Origin of the sequence: Bradyrhizobium australiense, assembly GCF_013114825.1 — a bacterium.
Lineage (GTDB): Bacteria > Pseudomonadota > Alphaproteobacteria > Rhizobiales > Xanthobacteraceae > Bradyrhizobium > Bradyrhizobium australiense.
The window spans coordinates 19,515-42,153 of sequence record NZ_JAAVLX010000018.1 but is presented as its reverse complement, the minus strand read 5'-3'; the positions used below and the strand labels follow the sequence as shown (position 1 = coordinate 42,153).

Annotated in this window: 18 protein-coding genes and 8 pseudogenes; 23 read left to right on the top strand and 3 right to left on the bottom strand. The window is 58.2% G+C overall.

Annotated features, from left to right (window positions below; all coding sequences use genetic code 11):
• Positions 1-915 precede the first annotated feature (915 nt).
• The 9 genes and pseudogenes from HCN58_RS34275 to HCN58_RS34245 all read left to right on the top strand — a co-directional run bounded on the left by HCN58_RS34275 (position 916) and on the right by HCN58_RS34245 (position 7,182).
• Positions 916-3,366 carry a CaiB/BaiF CoA-transferase family protein gene (locus HCN58_RS34275; protein WP_171583740.1) on the top strand — a complete coding sequence of 817 codons (2,451 nt, stop codon included), beginning with the start codon at positions 916-918 and terminating at the stop codon, positions 3,364-3,366.
• Between the two features lie 360 nt (positions 3,367-3,726).
• Entirely contained in the window at positions 3,727-3,873 is a 147-nt protein-coding gene (locus tag HCN58_RS34270) for a hypothetical protein (RefSeq protein ID WP_171583739.1), read from the top strand.
• Positions 3,874-4,673: 800 nt separating this feature from the next.
• Positions 4,674-5,064 (top strand): annotated as a pseudogene (locus HCN58_RS34265) (transposase); the annotation flags it as partial.
• Positions 5,065-5,218: 154 nt separating this feature from the next.
• Positions 5,219-5,347, top strand: a pseudogene (locus tag HCN58_RS37650) (hypothetical protein); the annotation flags it as partial.
• 54 nt (positions 5,348-5,401) lie between these two features.
• Complete coding sequence (locus HCN58_RS36490; RefSeq protein ID WP_235984133.1) at positions 5,402-5,608, top strand: hypothetical protein; 207 nt, start codon at positions 5,402-5,404, stop codon at positions 5,606-5,608.
• 55 nt (positions 5,609-5,663) lie between these two features.
• A pseudogene (gene tnpB, locus HCN58_RS37645) lies at positions 5,664-5,951 on the top strand (IS66 family insertion sequence element accessory protein TnpB); the annotation flags it as partial.
• A 265-nt stretch (positions 5,952-6,216) separates the two neighbouring features.
• Positions 6,217-6,711 (top strand): IS66 family transposase, encoded by a 495-nt coding sequence (locus HCN58_RS37275; RefSeq protein ID WP_171583736.1) that lies wholly within the window; start codon positions 6,217-6,219, stop codon positions 6,709-6,711.
• A pseudogene (locus HCN58_RS37640) lies at positions 6,690-6,884 on the top strand (IS66 family transposase); the annotation flags it as partial. The gene HCN58_RS37275 and the pseudogene HCN58_RS37640, both read left to right, overlap by 22 nt.
• A complete protein-coding gene (locus HCN58_RS34245; RefSeq protein WP_171583735.1) occupies positions 6,817-7,182 on the top strand; it encodes an IS66 family transposase in 366 nt (121 codons plus the stop codon). The pseudogene HCN58_RS37640 and the gene HCN58_RS34245, both read left to right, overlap by 68 nt.
• A 131-nt stretch (positions 7,183-7,313) precedes the next feature.
• On the opposite strand, the pseudogene HCN58_RS34240 reads toward HCN58_RS34245, so the two are convergent.
• From HCN58_RS34240 to HCN58_RS34230, 3 genes and pseudogenes are all read right to left on the bottom strand, one after another.
• Positions 7,314-7,629: pseudogene (locus tag HCN58_RS34240) on the bottom strand (IS110 family transposase); the annotation flags it as partial.
• A 902-nt stretch (positions 7,630-8,531) separates the two neighbouring features.
• Positions 8,532-9,920, bottom strand: coding sequence for an aminotransferase (locus HCN58_RS34235; protein ID WP_171583734.1), 1,389 nt, complete (start codon positions 9,918-9,920; stop codon positions 8,532-8,534).
• Between the two features lie 10 nt (positions 9,921-9,930).
• Positions 9,931-11,409, bottom strand: coding sequence for an NAD-dependent succinate-semialdehyde dehydrogenase (locus HCN58_RS34230; RefSeq protein ID WP_171583744.1), 1,479 nt, complete (start codon positions 11,407-11,409; stop codon positions 9,931-9,933).
• A gap of 186 nt (positions 11,410-11,595) precedes the next feature.
• Here HCN58_RS34230 and HCN58_RS34225 point away from each other — a divergent pair, with 186 nt between their 5' ends.
• The 14 genes and pseudogenes from HCN58_RS34225 to HCN58_RS34180 all read left to right on the top strand — a co-directional run bounded on the left by HCN58_RS34225 (position 11,596) and on the right by HCN58_RS34180 (position 22,190).
• Positions 11,596-12,072, top strand: coding sequence for an Lrp/AsnC family transcriptional regulator (locus HCN58_RS34225; protein ID WP_171583733.1), 477 nt, complete (start codon positions 11,596-11,598; stop codon positions 12,070-12,072).
• A gap of 386 nt (positions 12,073-12,458) precedes the next feature.
• Positions 12,459-12,626, top strand: a pseudogene (locus HCN58_RS36485) (MFS transporter); the annotation flags it as partial.
• Positions 12,627-13,373: 747 nt separating this feature from the next.
• A complete protein-coding gene (locus tag HCN58_RS34215; RefSeq protein WP_171583732.1) occupies positions 13,374-13,685 on the top strand; it encodes a hypothetical protein in 312 nt (103 codons plus the stop codon).
• A gap of 581 nt (positions 13,686-14,266) precedes the next feature.
• Positions 14,267-14,800: pseudogene (locus HCN58_RS36480) on the top strand (ABC transporter ATP-binding protein); the annotation flags it as partial.
• Positions 14,801-14,818: 18 nt separating this feature from the next.
• Positions 14,819-15,325 carry an ABC transporter ATP-binding protein gene (locus tag HCN58_RS36475; protein ID WP_235984137.1) on the top strand — a complete coding sequence of 169 codons (507 nt, stop codon included), beginning with the start codon at positions 14,819-14,821 and terminating at the stop codon, positions 15,323-15,325.
• Positions 15,326-15,834: 509 nt separating this feature from the next.
• Positions 15,835-16,095 carry an NAD(P)-dependent oxidoreductase gene (locus HCN58_RS36915; RefSeq protein ID WP_283814685.1) on the top strand — a complete coding sequence of 87 codons (261 nt, stop codon included), beginning with the start codon at positions 15,835-15,837 and terminating at the stop codon, positions 16,093-16,095.
• A 61-nt stretch (positions 16,096-16,156) separates the two neighbouring features.
• On the top strand, positions 16,157-16,315 hold the full coding sequence (locus tag HCN58_RS36910; RefSeq protein ID WP_283814684.1) for an NAD(P)-dependent oxidoreductase: 159 nt from the start codon (positions 16,157-16,159) through the stop codon (positions 16,313-16,315).
• Positions 16,316-16,924: 609 nt separating this feature from the next.
• Positions 16,925-17,447: pseudogene (locus tag HCN58_RS34200) on the top strand (FAD-binding oxidoreductase); the annotation flags it as partial.
• A 298-nt stretch (positions 17,448-17,745) separates the two neighbouring features.
• Entirely contained in the window at positions 17,746-17,913 is a 168-nt protein-coding gene (locus HCN58_RS34195; protein ID WP_171583731.1) for a hypothetical protein, read from the top strand.
• A 195-nt stretch (positions 17,914-18,108) separates the two neighbouring features.
• Entirely contained in the window at positions 18,109-18,459 is a 351-nt protein-coding gene (locus tag HCN58_RS36465; protein WP_235984132.1) for a zinc-binding metallopeptidase family protein, read from the top strand.
• Positions 18,426-18,905: a M20/M25/M40 family metallo-hydrolase gene (locus HCN58_RS36460; RefSeq protein WP_235984130.1), complete on the top strand. Its 480-nt coding sequence runs from the start codon at positions 18,426-18,428 to the stop codon at positions 18,903-18,905. Before HCN58_RS36465 ends, HCN58_RS36460 begins: the two co-directional genes overlap by 34 nt.
• A 183-nt stretch (positions 18,906-19,088) precedes the next feature.
• The gene (locus tag HCN58_RS37635) at positions 19,089-19,304 is read left to right on the top strand and encodes a hypothetical protein (protein WP_376701253.1); all 216 of its coding nucleotides are present in this window, start codon (positions 19,089-19,091) and stop codon (positions 19,302-19,304) included.
• Between the two features lie 694 nt (positions 19,305-19,998).
• Positions 19,999-20,706, top strand: coding sequence for an aspartate/glutamate racemase family protein (locus HCN58_RS34185; RefSeq protein WP_171583730.1), 708 nt, complete (start codon positions 19,999-20,001; stop codon positions 20,704-20,706).
• A 284-nt stretch (positions 20,707-20,990) separates the two neighbouring features.
• Entirely contained in the window at positions 20,991-22,190 is a 1,200-nt protein-coding gene (locus HCN58_RS34180) for a M20 metallopeptidase family protein (RefSeq protein ID WP_235984129.1), read from the top strand.
• Positions 22,191-22,639 lie beyond the last annotated feature (449 nt).

The following is a 22,639-nucleotide window of genomic DNA, read 5'->3' as shown; positions in this document are numbered from 1 at the left end:
AGCCCCTCAAACATGAGCTTTGAATCTTGAGACATGACCGTTGACCTCTCACACATGAACTTTGAGCGCGAACTGCGCACCTCATCCGGACTCATCAACCGCGCCCCAATCCGTTCGATGATCTGTACCGCCCTAAGTTTCATCTCATGATGTTCACCGCCTTTGGATTTCGGAGCGTAAACAGCGTCAGCGCATTAACTAGGATCAATCGAGCGGGTCTCATCGGGAACCCTTGGCGACAGGGCTGCCGGCGGCTTGGCAGCGGCAGTCCTCATCTCAGCAATTCGCGTGCCGCTCTGGGATCCGTGCGCGGCTTGCCTGACGAGAGAAAACACGTGTAGCTAGCAGCCTGCTCTTGGAATAATGCTGCGGGTTGTTGGAGTTCCGACATCGCCGTAATCAACCGGACATCATCTGTTGGAGAGGGCGCGCCGTCCTTTCTCGACACCGGCCAGTGCTACGCGCGCACACCTGTGAATGATAGGCTATGGTGGAGATCGCCGCTGCTGGCTTGCAAAGGCGCCGTGCAGGCGACGGCAATTCTAAGGCTAAGATTTGTCGGGGCGAGCGTGCATTTGTCTCAGCATAATCTGGGGGGCGGCTACGCACTGCTCCAGCGCGGCAAAGTAGCGAGCTGGATTTCTCAAAAGCCTGCCTCCCGCAGAGCTTGAGTGCGCTGGCACGGTACTTGCTAACCTCTGGTGAAGAGCTGTCAACAGCTGCGCGCGCATCCACGCGCAGTGTTGGATAGGAATAGACAAAGGTGGTGCAACGGTCCTGGTAGGAAGCGGTGCTTGCAATTCGTGCGCGTGTATCCATCTCAAGTAAAAGCGCCGCGCTCGTGGTCGTTACAGGCTTGTATCACGTCGCCCATGATCTCCCGGTGACAGGATAGTCGGAGAAATGGAGAACTCGATGGGCGTGTTATCGCATCTGCGGATCGTCGAGATCGGCAGCTCGGCCGCAACCAGCTACTGCGCCCGGCTGTTTGCAGATTTCGGCGCCGATGTTCAGAAGGTCGAACCGCCAGCAGGAGATCCACTTCGACGCAGCGCGCCACTTGCGCCTAGCGGCCAGAGTGCGTTCTTCGCGTTCTTGAATTATAACAAGTCTAGCATCATCATCGATGACAAGGACCCCAACGCGATCACGCAGCTGAGGACGCTGATCGAGGATTGCGACATTCTGGTGGATGGCCGCGATGTCGAGTCTGCGGATTGCCCATTGATTGATATCGCCGAAATCCGCAAGCGGCGCCCCAAGTTGATCTACCTTGAAGCGAGCATGTTCGGCCGCGAAGGGCCGTATGCGGAATTCGCCGCAACCGACTCGACGGTCCGCGCACTCGCCGGCCTCATCAAGTTGGTCGGACCTGTGGAGGGGCCGCCCTTGCACGCGCCGGATTTCCAGACGGGGATCGTCGCTGGTCTGTGGGGCTTCATCGCCGCGGCTTCTTCGGCGCTTGCACAAGTGCAGGGTGGGGCAGGGCGGTCGTGGTCGCTCAGTATTTTCGAGGCAAATCTCGCTCTCAGCGAGTATCACATGTTCGAGGCGTTTGCGGCTGGCAACGTGATGCGCCGGATTGGCATTAACCGGTTCTGGCCCGGTAGTGGTCCGACCGGAATTTACGAAACCAAAAAAGGTTGGCTCGGCGTCACGATAGGCACGCCAACACAATGGCGCGCCTTCTGCGATATGCTTGACCTTTCGGAACTGCGTGACAATCTGGTTCTGGTCCTCCCCGAAAATCCTCCGCCAGACATGGAACAGATCGAACGACAGTTTATGCCGAGGCTGAAGGCACGTACAGCGCGGGAGTGGTTTGCAGAGGGGCTGAAACGGAAGATCCCGATCATCCCGGTGCCCGAAATGCCCGATCTGCTGCAGGACGCGGAGAAGAAGGAACGCGGTGCAATCGTGCCCGTCCTGCTTGGCGAAGAAGAGGGCCTGACGGCTGGCTCGGTGCAGCGGCTGACATTGACGCCGCCGCGCCGGGGCGGAAGGGTTCCGGCTCCCGGCGAGCAGCAGGCGTTCGCGAATACCCGAACACACCTGACTGGCACTGCGTCGGCGTCGTCGGGCTGCCTCGATGCCAACCGGGAGCCGCTTCAGGGAATTCGAGTGATTGACTTCTCGATGGGCTGGGCGGGTCCGTTGTGTACGCGCACACTGGCTGATCTCGGCGCGGACGTTATCAAGATCGAAGCCATCCAATATCCGGACTGGTGGCGCGGCGTTGACCGGCGATCTGCTTACGTCGATGGCCTGATGTATGAAAAGACGATGCGCTTCTGCACCATGAATCGCAACAAGCGCGGCATCACACTCGATCTGAAGCGGGCGCGAGGCCTCGCTCTTGCCAAACGGCTGTTGGCCGGGGCCGATATTGTCGTCGACAATTATTCGGTCGATGTGCTGCCGAAGCTCGGGCTTGGTTACGACGTGCTCGGAACGCTCAATCCTCGGCTTGTCATGATGTCCATGTCAGCCTTTGGTGCGGATAGCCGCTATCGCGATTGCCGGGCCTACGGCTCGACTCTTGAGCAGGGCTCTGGGTTGCCGAGCGTGATCGGAAACCCCGGCGGACCACCCGTCATGAGCCACATCGCTTTTGGGGACGCCGTCGGTGGGTTGAACGGCTGCGCTGCAGTTCTGGTCGCCCTGATTCATGCCCGCACCACCGGGCAGGGACAATTCATTGATCTTGCACAGATCGAATGCATGATCCCGTTCGCGGCCCCGTGGATCACCATCCACTCAATCGGCGGTATGCCGCCGACAAGATACGGCGATCGACATCCGCAGTTCGTGCCGCACGGCTGCTTCCGGTGTGCGGGTGAGGACAACTGGATCATGGTAGCAGCGACCGACGCGGACATGTGGCAGAGGCTTGCGATCCTTATTGGCCGACCAGACTGGGCCACTGACACATCGCTGAAATCTGCGGAAGCTCGCCGGTTGGTTGAGGATGTCATTGAAGCAGACATCGCAGCCTGGACTCTCACCCGCGACGCAGACGAGGCCATGTCGGAGTTGCAAGCCGCAAAGATTGCTGCCGGAGTAGCTCGCCTGCCAACTGACTTGCTGAAAGATAGGCATCTCCGGTCGCGCGCATTCCTGCAGCAAATCGAGCGCCCTTTCGTCGGCTTGCATCCACAGCCCTCGATGCCGATTCGCGAAGGTGCAGGCCCCTATGCGATCCGCACGGCGGCGCCGACGCTCGGACAGCACAACGGGGAGATCCTATCAGGGCTTCTCGGCCTTTCTGACGCCGAGATCGCAGAATTGGCGAAGGAGGGTATCATCGGTACGGCGATGCTCTCCGAGGGAGAGCTCGCAAAGATAAAGAAGATGTCCTCGGCCTGACCAATCGACGCTATAGCCCGGATGGCGTAAGTCTCGTTACGGTCAATACTCCGGTTCTGTGGCTATGTGGGTGTGAAGGAAGGCCTTTGGAACCCGACAGATAGCTGATCCCGCGCGATTTCTTCGCAAGATGGCTAATCTGTTGCGCCGGCAGCAGCGGGCTGATTGCGAGATGAGAAGGGAGGACGATGTCGGAGCTTTCGTGGGCGATCGTGATGAGTTCAGCGCCGGGTAAGCGCGGACCTGCTTGCGAAGGATGCCGCTCGCCTCGTGATTAACCTGGAAGGAAGCCGACGCGACCCCGGAAGATTGCCACAAACCAGGGGGCCACCGAGGTCGTCGTGGTGCAGGCGACGTGTCGTGGACGAGGATTGCAGAAAGATCGTTGCCGCCGCGGCGTCCTGGCGAAAGCTCGACGTGCTGATCAACAATACCGGCATCACCAAGCAAGCATTGCCGAACCACAATTTCGACGGGTTCTCGGCTGAGGATTTTCAGCGCATTTAAGCGGTCAACACCATCGGGCCGTATCAGATGATCCGCGCTGCGCCCCCTTGTTGGAAGCGAGCGCAAAGGCATCTGGGGACGCAGCGGTGGTCAACGTCTCCTCGGTCGCTCGTCAGCGGTGGGCGGTTCATCCGTAGCCTATATCGCGCGAGCAACGGCGCACTTAATCCATGACTTTATCGCTGACCCAAGCCTCGCGCCCGCCATCCGCGTCAACACGGCTTTGCCCGGGCAATATCGATCCGCCTTGGTACACAAGGGGGCGGGGAGGTACGCGATGCGATCGTTGAAGGTGCCGCTCATCAACCGGCGACTGAGGGGCGGACTAGGGCCGAGCGACCTGCCCGTTAGGATTTTACAGACCTCCAGTTCAGCCCGATGTCGCCAAGCCTCGCTGTCGCGTCAACTCGTCTGAGCGGTTAGATGCGTATTCTTGCAGATCAAAATGGACAATGAAATCCAGCAGCGGATCGCTCTCTCGGATGTGGTCCGCCGGACCAGACTTTCGGAGCATCGCCTAGGCGATGCCTCACTGCAGTGAGCCTGTTAGCGAACTCAGTCAATTCGCGAACACCAAAAATTGACAAAAAAAGGTGCTTATGTCGGCCGAGTTGAACGCGAAGCTGAAGAAGCTTCTGGCCGAGCAGATGCTCCATGCAGCGCCGCTTCGCGAGATCCTTTCAACGCTTCGCGAGATCCTTTCAAAAATGTATGATCCGCCCCGTCCGGGCAAGGGCTCGTAACATCCTAATGACGACTCCGATTGCATAAATGTATCCGGCCTCTCGCGATTGGACTGGCCAGGCGGCGGGATCTCCCCTAGTGGAAGCTGGGTTCATTGCCGCCCCGGCTTCTTGTTCGCGTCCTGTCACGATTGTATAGTCGTCTATTGCTGGAGCGCCTCCAGGCGGCGTTCGATAGCACCAAGCTCTAGTTCTTCGGCCACCTCGCGCACCTCGTCGAACCAGCGGCATTCGCCCGCCATCTGAACGCCCTCCGCAAGATCGAGTGGGTCGCTACGCCAAGCGTCCCTTCGGCGGGCCAGAGCAGGTTCTGGCCTATCTCGGGCGCTACACCCACCGCGTTGCGATCGCCATAGCCGGCTCCTTACCTGTGAGCAGGGCCACGTCCGCTTCCGTGGAAGGATATCGCGCTGGCAACAGATCCAAAGTGATGACGCTCGACACGGAAGGTAAGCGCTCATCTGAGGCCCTTGATGCGGGGTTGAGTTGGACGTGAGAAGAGACCTCCGATTTGGAGGGCACCGTCCGCATGGCCATAGACGACAAAATGGACGTCTCATTAGGAGCCTCAAGGACGGGCCGTCTGAGCCATCGTGAGATAGTTGAAGGGCCGACGGGGCGGCGGATGCGCACCGCGGCGGAGAAGGCGCGGATTGTGGCCGAGAGCTACTTCCGGGAGAGAGTGTGGCGGGGAGGTCGCTCGCAAGCACGCCACGTCGCGCCGGCAGGTCTATGATTGGCGGAGGCGATTTCGGGAAGGAAAGCTGTCGTCGCCGGAAGGACTGATGCCAGAGTTCGCAACGCTATGGTGGAAGGGCCTTACGATACTGGCTTTCAGCCAGGCCTGGCAAGCAGCGCCGGAGCAGATACCGGCCCGGCTTGAGATTGTGATCGACGATGTTCTGATCCCGGCGGAACCTGGCTTTGAGCAGCTGTGCGCGGTGATCCGTGCGGTGCGAGCATCGAGATGGTCACGCCGGGCGCTGATCTGAAAGTCTATATCGCGACGCAGCCGGTTGACTTCCGGAAAGGCCATATGGGCTTGCCGCGGCGGTGCAGCAGATGTTGGGGCTCGATCCGTTCAGCGGCGCGGCGTTCGTGTTTCGCGCGATACGATCGGACCGTATCAAGGTACTTGTGTGGAACCGCACGAGACTGGTGCTGGTGCACAAGCGTCTGGAAAGAGCCAAGTTCGTGCGGCCGCAGATTGGGAACAGTGTGATGCGGGTGTCGCCGGCGCAGTTCGCCGCCTTGTTCCGAAGGCCTGGATTGGAGTTTGGTTCGGCCGGAAGGTGTTCGCCGTCCACACCTTGCATGAGAGCTGCGGCAGAGTAACTCGGGGAGCTTTTTTTGATGACCGAAGCGCCGTTGCCATGATTGAAATGGCTGATGGACGCTGCGTCACTTGCGCAAGAAAACCAGGAGCTGAAGGCGAAGCCGGCGCAGACGCAGGCCGCTGTAACCGAGTATCAGGCCGCCCTGGCCGCCTCTGAGGAGGCGTGCCGCCGTTTGGACAACGTGCTCGACGCCATGCGCGTCAGCAATTTGGCGCCAAATCCGAAAACTCCGTCCCGATCAATACCATTTGCCGCTGGAGGACGTGGAGATCGCGCAAGGCGTGCTGGATGCCGCCCGGGAAAAGGCGACGAGGGGCATCCAGGGCCGCTCGAGCGGCACGCCTTCGCCGCCTAATCGCAATCGCTGCCAGCTGCCTGCTCTGGAACAGATCCTCGAACCGGAGAGCACGCGCTGTCCCTGTGGCTATGGCGAAATGGCGAAAATCGAGCGGCTCGACGTGATCCCCGCGCAATTGCGCGTGCTGGTGACCCGTCGTCCGCGAATGCTTGTCGCCACTATTTCGAGGACTATCGTGCAGCTCCATGCGCCGGAGCATGTGGCGCCTGGCGGCCTACCTACCGAGACCTTGATCGCGGAGGTCATCGCGTCGAAATTCGGCGGCCACTTGCCTTTTTATCGACAGGCTGAGATCTATGCCCGGCAGGGAGTTCGACTTGATCGGGCCACGCTGGCGGGCCGGGCTTTTGCTTTCATCTCCAGCCGATCGCCGAACAAATGCGCAAACATCTGGCTGTGACCGATAGTCTGTTCATGGACGAAACCAATGCACCGGTGCTCGATCCGGAGCGCGGACGGACGAAGAAGGGCTTCTTCTGCGCGACTGCCTCCGACGACCGGGGACATGGCGGTGCCGGTCCGCCAATCGTGCTGTTCCGCTATGCCTCCGGCCGCGGGCGCGTTTGCCCAGCAGTTCCTGCTTGGCTTGAAGGACGATTCGTACAGTGCGACGGCTATGAGGAGGTACGATCGGCTCACGCGCATCGAGCGGCCGCAAAGGCCGTGGACGCTCGTGCATTGCTGGAGCCATCTGCGGCGCCGCTTCGTGAAGCTGATGCGCAACACGAAATCCCCGATCGCCGAGGCCGCGGTCAAGCAAATCGCCTCACTCCACGCGATCGAGGCGACCGTGCGCGGTGCATCACCGCAAGCTCGGCTCGTTGCGCGCAAGACCTACTCGGCGCCAATCGTTGACGCGCTGAAGCCCTAGTTCGAAAAGCGAGTGCCCATAGGACGTGGCTTCGTTCAACCCGGCTTCAAATAGGCCCGCGCCGGACTTGCGGTGAGATCTGTGGCGCGGGACATATTTGAACCAGTATTCCGAGCATTCTCCGCGCAGCATTCAGATACCACATGATAGAGCTGCAGATTCATCTCCATCGGGGCCTTCTGCATATGCTGGATATGGGCGGCGGCATATTCCACCAGCCGCTCCCGTCGGCGCAGATACGCGCGTAGGATTGCGATCTCGGCATCAGGTCGGAAGCTGCCGCGTAACAAGCCATAGGAATGAAGCTGGCGCACCACGCGGCATCGCTGACATCGATCCTACGCCCGGGCCCGTTCTTGGCGTACCGCGCATTGACCAGAATCACCTCAAACCCGCGAGCTCCAGGAGTTCGTAGACCGGGATCCAATAGACCCCTGTGGATTCCGACAGCAACGTCGCGTGCGTGGCGGGGCGCCGCGTCGCGGCCGTCGGCTCCAGCCAGAATTTGTCCACCCAGCGCCGCAACACGGAGTCGCGCAGGCCAAGCTCCTTGGCAACAGATCCGATCGAGCGCCCGCTCGACGCAAGTCCTATAGTCGTCCGTAAACGATCGGCGTTGACGTCCTTCCATTCGACACCTCCTGGCTCTTCGAGCCCACTAAAGATGTCCACTCATTGGGAGGAGGTTCAACCCATGATTCCGCTGTTGTCACTACGAGGTAAATTGCCGCGGCGCGTCGCCGTAAGCACGAAAGATCGCCCTTACTTGAAGCCAAGAATGTACCCCATTTCTATTTGCATCCTCAGTGCTAATCCTCACCCTGGCGGTGCTCATCTGAATGAATTCTCCGTATGCAGACAATAGGAGCCACAGCGACTACACGAGCAAGAAGTCGACACTTGCTTCGGCTCATCTCTATCTTGCAAAGATATTACGAGACGACGAAGTTGAAGTTCCCTAATGTAGGCAACCTCCGACTCCGAAATAATGCGCCCGATCTGAGAATCCGCACGTTTCCACCCGCTCCAGCGACGGACTATCGTCTAGGCCTCTTCACTGCGCGGTGAACTGAACCGCTAGCCTGATTCCCTGTGACTAGCACACGCTTCAATGACCGATGGGGAAACGGGGCCTAGCGAGAAGGCCTCCAAAAGAGATAGTGCAACTTACGACAACTCCGTGGCCGCATCCCGCGCGGGACGACTCCAAGGTTCGACACGAGACGGCTTAGCAGCACCAGCACGCCGACAGTCTATGAGACGTCCCCCTTCTGGGCTGGTCGACTTTCCTGTTCAAGAGCGAACAATTATCCGCGGCGGCACACAGGATTGCATCTTCAGTTTTCCGGCTATTTCTTCGCGAGTTCGTCCATGACTTGCTTGGTGGCTCGATACGCCATATCAACAATCTCGTCGATTTCGGTTTCGGTCACCACGAGAGGCGGAGCGAAGCCGAGGATGTCCCCATGCGGCATAGCTCGTATAATAAGCCCCCGATCCCGAGCTGCCTTCGAGATGCGGGCCCCCACCTTGAGCTCCGGATCAAATCGGCGTTTTGTCTGACGGTCGGCAACAAACTCGATCGCGCCGAGCAGGCCCACGCCTCGCACTTCGCCGACGATCTCGAGCTGTGCAAATCTCTCTCTGAGTCGCAGATGGAAATACGAGCCGACAGTTCTGGCGCGGCCGATTAGTCGCTCCTTCTCAACAATATCGAGAACTGCGTTGGCGGCTGCGGCCGCAATCGGATGGCCGGAATAGGTGTAGCCGTGAGAAAATGCTCCGACACGATCCGCTGCTTCCTCCATCACGGCGTAAACCCTTTCACCAACAATGGCACCCGAGAGCGGAAAGTAGCCCGACGTTAGTCCTTTTGCGACCGTGACCAGGTCTGGCTCCATCCCGTACAGCGTGCTGCCGAAGTCAGCACCGGTTCGACCGAATCCACAAATAACCTCGTCCGCGATCAGAAGAACGTCGTAGCGCCTAAGCACGGTCTGAATTTCACTCCAGTAGCCGGCAGGAGGTGGTGTGATCCCTCCCGTACCAAGTACCGGCTCAGCGATAAACGCACCGATTGTTTCAGGCCCCTCGCGAACGATTAGCTCTTCAAGCTCTGCCGCGCGTCGGCGAGAAAAGGACTCTTGCGTCTCGCCTGGCTCGGCGCCCCAATAGTGGTGCGGGGTGCCTGTGTGCAAAATGCCCGGAAACGGAAGACCCATGTAATCATGGTAAAACGACATACCAGTCATTGAACCGGAAATGACCGAGCAGCCATGATAGCCGCGCTCGCGCGAAATGATTTTTTTCTTTTTAGGCTGCCCCCTTAGATTGTTGTAGTACCAGACGAGCTTGGCTTGCGTTTCGTTCGCGTCCGATCCGGACAGCCCATAGAACACTTTGCTGGCCTTACCAGGCGCCATTCGCACGAGACGATCCGACAACGTGGCCAGCTCTTCGGTCGTGTGCGCTGCATATGTGTGGTAGTATGCTAGCTTATAAGCCTGCCGCGCGATGGCCTCAGCCACTTCGGTGCGGCCGTATCCGATGTTTACACAGTAGAGGCCCGCAAAGCCGTCGATGTAACTACGGCCCTGCGCGTCTTCGATGCGGATGCCTTTTCCTCCAGCGACGATTGTCGGATCACCAATCTTGCCAGTTGCGAAATCCTTGAGCTGGGTGAAAGGATGGAGAACGGTTGAGCGATCTCGTTCAGCAATAGTATTTACATCAATCATTTCGTTTCTCCTAAGCCGCGAGATCGCCGAAGCAGACGTATTTCAGTTCCATGTACTCCGCTAAACCGTGTCGAGAGCCTTCGCGGCCGAGCCCTGATTGCTTCCACCCGCCGAACGGAATAGGTGGACCCGTGAATGACGCGGTATTGATGCCGAGCATGCCACACTCGATTTGCTCTGAAAGCCGGAGCGCTCGACGCAAGCTATCCGTGTAGACGTACCCAGCCAACCCCATTTCGCTTGAATTCGCTCGAGCGACGACCTCGTCTTCAGAGTCGAACGGCAGCACGGCAGCTATCGGGCCAAATGTTTCCTCATGTCCAATGAGCATGTCTTCGGTGACTTCACTGAGCAACGCCGGAAGCACGAAGTTCGGGCCTAGGCTTTCGTCTTGTTTCGCGGAGATAACCCGCGCTCCCTTTTTCACCGCATCATTGATTTGGGCCCTGCACTTGTTGGCCACTGATAATTTTGTCATTGGCCCTATATCCGTTGCAGGCTTCAGGCCATGACCGGCCTTGAGTTTAACCATCGCCGCAGTAAACGCCTCAAGGAAGGCACGATAAATGCCCCGTTGTACGTAGATGCGATTAGCCGCCAAACAGTCCTGACCCGACGTAGCAAACTTTGCCGCCATAGCCCCTGTGACAGCCTTGTCGACATCGACGTCGTCAAAGACGAGAAAGGGAGCATGCCCTCCGAGTTCGAGCGACACCTTCTTTACGCTCTGAGCCGCCCCCTGCAGAAGCAGGCGGCCAACTTGGGTAGAACCGGTGAACGAGAGCGCGCGTATTCTTGTGTCGCGCAACAGGGGCGCCGACAGTTCGATGGGATCGCCCACGATCACTTGAAACACGCCCGGCGGGACGCCGGCCTCCTCAGCCAATCTAGCCACAGCAAGGGCGGAGAGCGGCGTCTCTGGGGCAGGTTTCACGATAATCGGACAGCCGGCCGCAAGGGCCGCCGCCGCCTTTCGTGTGATCATGGCGACGGGGAAATTCCACGGAGTTATCGCCGCCGCGACGCCAATTGGCTGCATTCGCACCTGAAGCAAACTGTCAACCTTATGGCTAGGAATCATCTCGCCGTACGCGCGCTCGCCTTCTGCAGCGAACCAGTCGAGAAAAGTAGCACCGTAGGCAATTTCGCACCGCGCCTCTGCGAGGGGCTTGCCCTGCTCGCTCGTCACCAGGATAGCGAGCTCTTCTGAATGCTTGCGCATCAATGATGCCCAAGCCCCGAGGATTGCCCCGCGTGCTGCTGGCATTAGTTCTCGCCACGCAGCAAAAGACCGCTCAGCCGCCTGTATCGCGAGCGTCACGTCCGCGGCACTGCAACGAGCAACCTCGGCAATTTCGTCCCCCGTAGCCGGATCAACCACAACGTCTTTTTGCTCGCTCGCAATCCATCGTCCATCGATAAGCGCGGCTCCCGCAACAAAATCGCGGCGGCGCAGCCTCTGCAGGTAACTCGCAGCAAGACCGGCCATGTCCGGACTTTTGTTTCTGGCAGTTTGAAAGGCCATTTGTGAAGTCCCGCGCAGTCGTTTGTTGAAATCCACCAGGCAATCAGGATACTAGTGTCGCGAACAGATTTGCGTTGCATTTCGCCGCGGTGCGTAGGGTTTTCTGCAGCTTGGCGTCATTTTGCGACGGAATTCACCCGGAGCCCAACTATGCAATACGACCGAACTGACGCTCGCATCCTTGAGATCGTACAAAAGAACAACCGTCTGACTTCAGAGGTGATCGGCGAAATGGCTGGGCTTTCTGCTACCGCGTGTCAGAGACGATTGAAGAGGCTTCGTTCGGAAGGGATCATCGAGGCTGATGTCTCGATCGTTTCGGCGAAGGCGGTGGGAAGGCCTATTCAAATGCTTGTGCTAGTGACACTGGAGCGCGAGCGTTCAGACATAATCGACAAGTTCAAGAAGGCCATCAAATCATCCGCTGAAGTGGTCAATGGATTTTACGTCACCGGCGACGCTGATTTTGTCCTGTACATCACTGCGTGTACCATGGAAGACTATGAACAGTTCACTCGGCGCTTCTTTTACGAGAACTCGGATATTAAGGGGTTCAAGACAATGGTTGTGATGGATCGCGTGAAGGCGGGTTTCGCGATTCCAGTAGAGGTTCCCGATGAAGAGTAACTCGACAGGATTGGTGTCTGTCGACTTAGATCCGCCCATTCGGGCGCCTTTTCTTCGTTATTTCTCATTGAACGCGACAAATCCGCGCTCTCGCTCCGCTACTCTCTGTTGCTATCGTATATTGGCGTTCCAAGAGGAATTCGAGACTGACGAAATTCGCAAGATGTTGTCGCGCTCCATCCGAACAGCAGCGACGCTCCTTTGTCGACGAGGCCGATGGGACAACGACTCGGATTCGAGCTGATTTGGAAGTGACCAAAAAAAAATTGGTTCTCGCGCGCGAGGTGACAACCCCCGATTGCCAGGCATGCTGTTCACGGTCAAATTGTTGGAACCGTCACTGACTTGCGCGAAAATCAAACAGTCGCAGGCGAGACAGGAGTGATATGACTGAGCCACCCAAGCCGGAGGTGTTCAGTGTCGATAGTATCACCGCGCCGCTGCGCCATGCCACGTTCCGGCGCATTTGACTGGCAAGCGTATTGTCTAATCTCGGCACGCTGATTCAGGGTGTTGGTGCGGCATGGGCTATGACGGAGGTGTCGTCCTCGGCTTTGGCGTCAGGCGCCAAGCCAGGCCGCATACTCTCGCCGCGAGCGAAACAAGCTCGGGGTCCGGAACGGTCGGCGAGAGTTGTGGCCGTGATCGGGCCGATGCCGGGGATGGACGAGAGCAACTTCGGACTTGACCGACGATTGCTGCTGTTTCGACGCTGACGTCCCAGCTCGCCTCCTCAGAGTTCGCCGGTGCAAGCGGCGCTGGAGACCAGACCAAAGTTGCGGCCCTGTATTGAGAGAGATGAAATGGGCGCGGACCTCATCTACTGAAATCAGACTACAACAAATCAGTTTGGGATGTGCCTACATGCAGTCCCGAGGGGGCTCGTCGCTCATCTCGTTTGAATCGGCTTTCGTTCGCCGGCTCCAACTGCAATGGCTTCGGTTCTATCTGTTCAATTTGCTGCTTGCTCTGCGGCCCTGCATCGATAGTCCTTCAGCTCCTTTGTCCGGCACGGAGAACCGTCAGCTGCCGTTGGAAGAGGATGAGCCGTTTGGAGGCCGGCACGTCGTCCTCGAGGAGGCTTGCCAGCTTCAAATTCGACAAGAGCGACTCGCGGGCCGCACGGCGATAGGTGCAGTCGTCTTGAACGCGCTGTAGCTCCCTTGTTTCCTAAGCAGCAGCCGCGCGCAAGCCGTTACCGTCACTCCTAGACGGGCTACTCTTTAAATGTCCATTCAGAGGGCGCTTACTTTCGCCGCGCAGCGTCCTGCACTTTAGACGAATTTACCGGCTGCACTTACATGCACTCAAGCAATTGTTTCGCGCGTCCGCCTGTTGGCGAGCTGCTGAAAACTTCAAAAAAACCGTTTGGCGCCGAATTTGTGCGTTGGCGCGCGAATCATCGCGGAAAGTCGGATCAAAAATATCGTTACAGTCGGCGCAGGTTCAATTTAAGCCTGTTTTGCGCCCACTCGGGAGACAAGGAGAAGTCTATCACAGGGATCGAGCAGCGCGCTGAGGCCAAACCGCGCGTGTTGCTCGTCGACGATCCGGGACCCGCCGCTATCGGTCGCGAGGTGCGCTCGCATATGTGCGCCATTCTCTCCTGGTGATTCCGTGCAGAAGGAGTCGCGTTGTTGGTAGTGCTTCGGTGCGCGCTGTTGGGGCCGACTTTGATCAGCGAGGGTGTGAGTTCGCGGCCAGAGGTGGATCATTTCCGCGTAGTGGTGGTGGAATGAAACCGGGAATGGACCAAGGAGGGGGTATTCAATCAACCGTGGCTTTAGCCGGCGGAGCATCTTTCGTGCTGCTGCCGCCGCGGTAGCGGTTCCAGCGATCGCCCGAACGGCGGCTGCCTTTGCTCGAGACAAGCTCGCCGGTAGTGGCCAAGTCATCGCGTTATCGTGGGGCGGTCTGTTTACCAAGGGCATTCGAAAATATGTCTACGAGCCCTTTACCGAAGCAACCGGGATCAAGGTGGTTGATGTCGTTGCCGATGTTGCCGAGCCTCAAGTCAAGGCGATGAACCAAGCCGGACGTGTCGATTGGGATACTGCCTTCATACAAGCGTCGACCTTTCCATCTATGGACGAAGCTGGCATGTTTCTCCCGATCAACTATAGCCTTTGGGATGCTGAATCCATAAAGGGACAGAGCAAACGGCTCGTCTCAAAAGTGCGGTGCCGGTGATCGCATGGGCCATGACGCTGGCCTAGGACAAGCGGACGTTTGGAAACAATGGCCCAGGACACTAATTGGAGCCGAAATGTTGATGACAGCCGGGCTGACCAGCACTGATGTGAAGGCCGGAGGCATTATGCTGCATAACCTGCAAAAGCGGTACGGTCGCGCAACAGCCGTTGATAGTGTCAGCCTTTCGATATCGCCTGGAGAGTTCATTTCGTTGCTCGGCCCGAGCGGATCCGGAAAGACGACCACTCTGATGATGATCGCTGGTTTCGAGATGCCGGATAGCGGTCAGGTATTGTTGGATGACAAGGACATTACGCGGCTGCCGCCCCACCGTCGCCAACTCGGCGTGATCTTCCAGAACTATGCTCTCTTCCCGCATATGACGGTCGCCGAGAATATCGCATACCCGCTTCGTATGTGACGTATGGCTAAGGCGGAGATCGAAACCCGCGTAAACCGAGTGCTTGATCAGGTGCACCTAAGTGCATTGGCCTCGCGGTACCCACATCAAATGTCTGGCGGTCAACAGCAGAGAGTGGCGATAGCCCGAGCAATGGTTTTCGAGCCGCCCGTCCTGCTTCTCGACGAACCGCTCGGTGCGCTGGACAGAAAGTTGCGCCAGCATCTCAGGAATGAAATCAAGACCTTGCATAAGGAAGTCGGCAAGACGATGACCTATGTCACCCACGATCTGGATGAGGCGCTCGCCATGTCTGATCGGATAGCGGTGATGCATGAGGGGCGGATACGGCAGGTTTCCGCACCGCGGGACATCTATCGCAGGCCAGCCGATTTATTTGTTGCCAGTTTTGTGGGTGAGGTGAATCTCATCCCCGTCAAGCTCAGGTCCGGCGTCGTTCACGGTCCTGCTGGGGAGCTTTTGGCTGCAGCGCAGCGGCCCGAGGCGGATACGGATGCGACGCTTTGTGTACGCCCCGAACATTTGCGCCTCGACAAAGCCCTCGGGAGCGCAGGTGGAGTTCAGGGGTGCATCGTCGACATGACATTCGTTGGTGATGCGACCATCGTCGATTCCGCACTGACTATGGATTGCAGCTGACGTCGAAAGTTCTCAATGTTGCTGCTGAAACACTGCCCGACATCGGCGATGCGTGTGTTGCCTCCTGGGCCGCGAACGACGCAAGCGTTCTGAAAGAGTCGCTTACTGGTATCGCTTAGCGACGTTGACTGAAAATGCGTGGCGCCGTCCTACGTACGCCGATCTACAGAGATCAATATGGCAGATAAAGGTCCAGCACTTACTGTCCTTCTCAACCATTGCCGCGGCGACCTACGCACGGCTGACAGGAGAGCGTTTCCCGCAGGTTCGCGCAATCAGCGCGCCCGATCCCGAACGGCTGGCGCGGTACATCGGTGAGGCGGATGCACTGCTTGCGTCTCGTTTCCCTGTAGAACTATTCGATCAGGCGAAGAAATTGCGATGGTTTCAATGCACTAACGCCGGCGTTGATTCCATGTTGCCGATTCGCGATCAAGGGGTCACATCACCGTTAACGCCCGGGGGATTCACGGTGACATCATCACAGATTTTGTGTGGCCGGCGTAACGATGCTGCACTGGGATTTCCGGAGGTTCTTGCAAGAGCGGGCTGAACGAAAGTGGAATCCACGTTATGTAAGGCCATTGGCCGAGAAGACGCTCGGGGTGGTCGGGCTGGGCTCCATCGGAGCGACCGTCGCGCGGCGCGCCAAGAGCGCTGGCATGACGGTCATCGGTCGAAGGGGGATGTTTCCGTACCAGTTGAGGGTGTCGACCATCTGTTCGCTTCCGACGCGCTCGCAGATTTGCTTCCGCTATGCGACTTTGTAGTTCTGGCCGTGCGGCGACCGCAGACAAGATTGGTATCATCGGCGCAGCGGAGCTCGCGCGTATGCGGCCTGATGCCTTTCTGGTCAATATCGCCTGGGGCACCGCCGTCGTGGAGGCAGAGCTGATCAAGACTCTGCAGACGCGTGCAATCGCCGCAGCGATGTTCGATGTCTTCGAGCAGGAATCGCTCCCAGGACAGCCCGCTATGGGACATGCCTAACGTGATTGCAACACCTCACGTGATGGGAAGTCCAACAAACTATGCGGAGCGAGTGTTCTCTATCTTCGGCGACTACATAGGCCGCTTCCTCAAGAACGAGCCGATGAGGAACGCCGTGGACATGGGGCGCGGCTATTAAGGCGTGCTGAATGCCAAGAGTGGGGCCTCATGCGGCTATTGATCCGTTCGGACGTCGTTTGAATCTTTCGTGGCTTCGCGGGCTGTGTGTATGGGGATTTCGACAAGCGCACGTTTGTCACGCGAGGCCGGCCCGTGGCCAAAGATTGAGACGAAAGAGAGTGCCGCACCTCCTGGGTGAAAGAACTAAGCCGAAAGAAGTTAGATGAAAGGCTAGCGCGACCTCAGCCGCCCTCGCATGCTGGAATTTCCTTCTAGTGCTTTACTGACCCTAACTTGATCGGTGCAGTGGCACGTGGACGGCCTACGGGGGGCTCCATTTCTACCGCGCTGCGCCCATTCGCCAAACCCTGCATTTCAGCGACCTGTGTTGTTGCCGACAACTATTTCGACTGTCGGTGCCGCTTTGAAGCTTTGAAGGAAAGAATCGTGAGTATCAACGGGTCTGCCGCACCGCCGCTTCCGCCAGAGATGATCGAGAAATTCCGTAACTTGTCGGCGCCAAATACGCAGTGACCGATCCGGCCGACATTGAGCCTTACCTCGCTCAGGAGCGCAATCTGTTCCACGGCCGCTCGCCGCTGGTACTGCGGCCGGGTTCGACCGCGTAAGTTTCCGCGATCTGGAAGCTCGCTTCCGAACATAAAATTGTATTGGTGCCGCAGGGCGGCAGCACCGGCCTCGTCGGGGCCAGACGCCGCACAATGACGAGGCGTTGGTGTCGCTGCGCCGGCTGGACAGGATCCGCGAGGTCGACGCCACCTCAAATACCATGATCTGTGAGGCGGGCGTGGTGCTGCAAATCGCGCAGCAGAAGGCAGCCGAGGTGAGCCGCCTGTTCCCGCTCTCGCTTGGAGCGGAAGGAAGCTGCACTATCCACGGCAATCTCTCGAGCAACGCCGGCGGTACCGCTGCACTCGCCTATGGCGTCGCGCGCGAGATGGCGCTGGGGCTCGAGGTGGTGCTGGCCGACGGACGCGTGCTCAATGTGCTGTGAAATCCTGAAAAGGTGCTGTAACGCTCCCATCTCGTCCATCTACTCGCAATGGCTGATCGCGGACACACCGACGTTGGTGGTAGCGCTGTGGCGGAATATCGAGATCGTGAAACGGCAACGCCGGTCTGACGCGAGAAGACTCAAGAGGTCACGCCCATGCCCGAGTCACCGCGGACGACGACGGTAGCAGCGGCGCGTCCGCAGCTAAATTGGCCTCGAGTGTACTTGTCAGCGCAGTAAGAAAAACCCTCAGAGGGACGAGGAATTGAGCAGTAGATTGGACGGTACGAACCATATGGCCAATTTCCTCGCCGCAGCCTCGGTAGTTGCATTGATGATCGCTGCCATTCATATGAGCGGCCTCAGTCTCGCTTTGTCCTGCGGCGTCACTTTTGCCGATACTTTGTGTGCTGCGTGTTCCGACGACCTGCTCAACCTTAGAGGGGCAGAAATCCGCCGATGAAGAACGGGTAGGGGCTGCATTAGAGCGTCGACCTGCGAATTATCGCTCAAATCAGTCCTGTAGCGTCGGTACAGTTAGCCACGACTTCTCGACCAACCGTACACGCAAACACTGCGTGCGGCGGCCGCTGCACGAAGTTCAACGTCATACGTGTTCGGCGTGACACGCGCAGATCACTTCCGCCCGAGCCTCAGAATGCAGATCATACGAGAGATTAAGGCTGGGGAGGAGGAAATTAGGGACTTGCGGCGCTGGCTCCATGCTCATCCAGAACTCGCTTTTGAGGAGACAGAAACGTCTGATGTAATTGCCAATACATTGAAAGGATATGGCATCGAGGTGCACCGCGGACTCGGCCGCACGCGCGTGGTTGGGGTGTTACGGGTCGGCGACGGAAAACGTTCGATCGGATTGCGCGCCGATATGGATCCCCTGCCTAAGCAGGAACTGAACACGTTCGCGCACCGATCGCAGTATCCCGGCAAATGCATGCTTGCGGTCATGACGGGCACATGGCGATGTTGTTGGGCGCCGCCCGCCATCTAGCACGTACGCGAGATATTGGTGGCACAATCGTGTTCATCTTCTCCCCGGCAGACGAGAATGGATCGGGAGCGAAGGTGATGGTGGATGAGGGTATCTTCAGTCAATTTCCGGTCGACGCAGTCTTCGGTTTGCATAATTGGCCGGGCATACCGGTGAACAGCTTCGGTCTTAGACCAGGTCCGATCTTGACCGGATGCACCAACTTTGACATTCGGATCATTGGCGTCGGTGCACACGCCGCCTTTCTGCACAACGGAAAGGACCCAATCTTGACGGGTTCACAGATCGTCGCGGCGCTCCAGGGTATCATCACTCGCAACAAGGATCCTATGGATACGGCAGTATTGTCTGTCACTCAGTTCAATGGGGGGCAGAAACATAGTCCCAGATACCGCCACGTTTGCCGGCACCGTAAGGGCATTCAAACAACGAGACGTTGGACCTAATTGAATCCAGGATGCATACATACGGTTGTCCAAAATATTGCCGCGGCACATGAGTGCCGGGCTGAGCTAACAATCAAGCGCTATCCGCCCACGGTGAACACATCGGCTGAAACAAGCTTCGCGGCGGAGGTAATTAGGTCGATTGTCGACGAAGCGAAGGTAGACGCAGACGTTATAACAACAATGGGTTCCGAGGATTTTGCGTACATGCTGCAGGCGCGCCCCGGCGCCTTCGCACTCTTGGGGGCTGGAAATGGGGAGCACCGCGAGCAGGGTCACGGGCCGGGCCCATGCGCTCTTCACAATTCCAGTTACGATTTCAATGACAAAATACTAGCGCTGGGATTGACATACTGGGTGGAATTGTCGCGGCGCTGGTTGCGCGAACGAACAGCCTAGTTGCCGATGCGAATCTAGTCGCACTGCGAACAATGTGAACGCGGAGCATAAGCCAGCGAGTTGCAAGAAAGAGCTCTAGCGGGCTCAAATTCTGTTCGAATCCGCAATCGGTCACATGAAGATGACTACAGGCAGATGCGAGAGAGCGCTCAGCGCGAACCTGAGCATGGTACGAGAAGTCTCTAAACGAGGGGCTCTGTGTTTGTCGATTTGGATCGACCTCCGCCGCCTTGTAAGCACCTTTTGCGGCAAATTTGATTTGGGTCAAGAGGCACGCCACGATGCCCGTGCTCCCTGCTGGTGGTTACTACCAATCGATCCACCGAGTGTATGCGTTTCTGAGCTATTCGACTTAGAAAATTCTGAATGAGTGCCGGAAAACGTGCGCCTAGCTCAAAATTACCATAACGTGCCCCGAATGCGGCGTAATCGTCCAACGTGAGCAATGGGCCGCTTGTCAAATTCGCCTAAGGACATGTCGAGGAAGTCAGGGGCAAGTTCGCAGCGCTTGAGGCGATATGCAACTCAAGTTGATCCGATTTCCCTAAGTCTAGTTTTTTCATGACCTTTTGCATGAGACGCATTGCTCCAGAGCGCAGCGAAGACTCGCGTTTGGCTCGGTTTTCGCAGAATTTCGGCTGCAGGCGGCGACCTCAGATAGGAATTCGCCTCAAAACCGGAGTATGTTTGATCTATGACATCACAAAGTCCACAGTCGCTGGGAATTCTCAAGCTCGAACGGGGGGTGCTACCTGGCGCCATGCCACCGACGCCACCACCGGGCTCGATGCTGAATCCAGCTACTTTCGATTTTCCGGTCGTCTACGAGACGGTCGAGGGGGCTTGGGTCGAGAACGTCGTTCGTGGTGATCCTGCGCTCGAGCCGGCTTTCATCGCTGCCGCACGACGCCTGGTGGAGCGAGGTGCTGTCGCGATAAGCTCGACTTGTGGATTCTCTATCCGGCATCAAGCAGCGGTGGCAGCGTCGGTGAACGTGCCAGTGGGAATGTCTAGCCTGCTGTTGCTGCCCGCTTTGCTCCGGAAGTTGCCGCGACTCGCCAGGCTTGCTGTTCTAACCTACGACTCCAAGTTTTGCGGCCAAGAGCTGCTCGGACTCGACGATCCGGACGAGCGGGCGAGGGTTGTGATTGGTGGCATCGAAGGCGGTAAGTTTTGGCATGACGAGCTAAAGCGTCCGGCGCCGCCGACCGATGTGGCTGCCGTAGAGGCGGATGTAGCCAGCTGCGTTGCGCGACTTCGCGATGCACACCCGGAGATCGCGGTCATTCTGTTCGAGTGCGCTGCGTTCCCGATCGTTGCACCAGCAATTCGTCGCATCGCGAGTCTGCCCGTCTACGATATCGTGGGTCTCTGCCGGCTGATGATGGCGTCCGTGCCTTGAGGGCGTAGCTGGCCTGAAGAGTTTTGGGGTCTTCGCTCACAGTTGCGTCGGGAAACTGCGTAGGTGGCCCGTGAACTGCAACAGCTACCGAGCGGATCTGTCGCGGAACGACGGGGCGAGGTGTATCACGCCTATCAGGCCCGGTTCGGCAATTTGACCGTGTGAAATTCCACGTCAAACCCGCGAAATTGGCCGAAACATGCGTGACTGAGCCAAAGTGGTCGATTTCCTGCGTCATTAGAGACTAGTTTGTTTTTCGTGAGTGTACGGGTCGGAAGGAGCGGATGAGAGAGCAGACCGAAATGCGAGCGCGCACCAACAGCTTTTTATCGGATACTGAGCGCGATGCAGTGATCGAATTACGGCATGCGATGCATCGTGAGCCTGAACTCTCGAATGCGGAATGGAAAACGCAGGAGCGGATTCGCCGCGTACTCCAGCAATTTGGTCTCAACCAGATCAACACCTTTCACAAGACCGGCCTGTATATCGATATTGAAGGCACAGCCTCGGGCGCAAAGCGCTCCATCGCGGTACGCGGCGATATCGATGCACTGCCGATCCAGGAAGAGCGCGATGACCTCTCCTATCGATCGCAGGTCGAGGGCGTTATGCATGCCTGCGGTCATGACATACACGGATCGATCGCCCTCGGCGTCGCACTCGCCTTCCATCGGATGCGCGACAACTTCGCAGGTAAAGTGCGCGTCTTCTTCCAGCCGGCCGAGGAGGCCGAGCCGCTCGGGGGACGCACTGTGCAGGACGAGAAACTGCTGGACGGCTTCGACCATGCCGTCGGGTTCCATGTCGCTCCGGAGATTCCCGCAGGCAAGTTCGGTGCGCGCGAGGGCGCAGTAACCAAGTCGGCCGATCAGTTCAGACTTACCATCACCGGTAAGATGGCCCATGGCGCGGCGCCTCATAAGGGAGTCGACGCGATCGCGATCGCCGCTGCCTTCGTCAACGAGGTGCAGAAGGTGGTCTCCCGCGAAATGCCGGCCGATGACAGGGCGGTGGTCACAATCGGTATCATTCACGGCGGCGAGGCGACCAACATCATCTGCCCTTCCGTCGTTATGGAGGGAACGATCAGAACTTGCAGCCCAGAACGTAGGCGACAGCTGTGCCAGCGCGTGCGGGAAGTGGCCGAGGGCGCCGCCGCGATGCATCGTGGCCAAGCCGAGTGCGTCATCCGCTCCGGTGAGCCCCCCGTCGTCAACGATGCCGAGATGGTGAGGCGCTTCCGCCAACTCGTTCAGGACACGGCTGGCTCCGATGGCTTCAATGCCAGCAAGGAGGTAACAGGTAGCGACGATTTCGGCTTCTACTCGGCATGCGTGCCCTCGATCTATTTTTGGTTCGGGAGTCGCGCGGCCGCCAACGAATCGTCCGTACATACGCCGACTTTCGGAGCCTCGGATGAGCTCGTCATTCCGGCGACGGAACTTGCCGTCAAATACATCCTCGATTTGCTGAATACCTGAGATCGGCCGCGCCGAACGCCGAGGCAAAACGCCTCGCGATTGTAGTGCGCGCGAGTACCCATGCTGCATGCGAGGGCACCCCATGCCTAGTTTGCCGACTTATCTTCCGACTCGTTGGAGCTGTAGAGCGGCGTATCCGTCCTCGTCTTCATCAAAGTTCGCGGTACTGCCACCGTGAAGAGAAGTTGAGGCGCTTACGGCTTCAGGCACGTGAGGGCGCTCACGATCGGGCATGACTTGTGAAGCTGCGTCAGGCCCGGCTCGGCTCTGCGTGGACGACACCACCCCCGCACCTTCCGAACACGTTCGTCGTCACTCTCCTTCCACGGCGGACGTACTGGCCGCCCCTTTCGGGGCGGCCGCTTTTCTTATCGCCATCTGAGATCTCCAATGGGCGTCACGCCGAAATCGCTTCAATGAGTGCTCATGAACAGATCAATCTATACCGG